Source organism: Streptomyces sp. SID14436, assembly GCF_010548465.1.
GTDB lineage: Bacteria > Actinomycetota > Actinomycetes > Streptomycetales > Streptomycetaceae > Streptomyces.
This window is the reverse complement of the sequence record NZ_JAAGMD010000155.1, coordinates 1-451: the sequence shown is the minus strand read 5'-3', so window position 1 is coordinate 451 and position 451 is coordinate 1. Positions and strand designations below refer to the sequence as shown.

The window sequence follows — 451 nt, the reverse complement described above, 5'->3', positions numbered from 1 at the left end:
CAGCAGGGCGGCCCGGTCACGTCCCACCAGGGCGCGCACCGCGAGCTCGTCGGGGTCGGCCGTGCCCGGGGAGCGCAGCCCGGGGCGCGCGGCGACCAGCGGGGCGAGCCGGGGGTCGGCGCCGAGCCGGGCGTCGACGGCGTAGGGGTCGGCGTCCAGGTCGAACAGGCGCCGCAGCCGCTGCACGGCGGTGGTGAGGTCGCGCGGGTCGGTGAGGTGGAGGCGGGCGTCCAGCCAGCCGCCCGGGCGTGCCCCCTGCCCGCCGGTGGCGGTGCCGGGGCGCTCGTCGACCGCCGCGACACCGATGCCGTAGGGGAGCCGCAGGGTGCGGCGGTAGGTGCGGGCTCCCGGCGGGCCGTCGACGGTCTCGACGCCGGGGACGGCCTCGCGTGCGAGCAGGTCGAAGACGGGGCCGGTGGGGCAGGGGCCGCGGTGGGCGAGGCGCAGCGGG

General features: G+C 81.2%; 1 protein-coding gene. It reads right to left on the bottom strand.

Annotated features, from left to right (window positions below; translation table 11 throughout):
• On the bottom strand, positions 1–451 hold a 451-nt coding region (locus tag G3I53_RS05745; protein ID WP_275406488.1), incomplete at both ends, for an AlkA N-terminal domain-containing protein.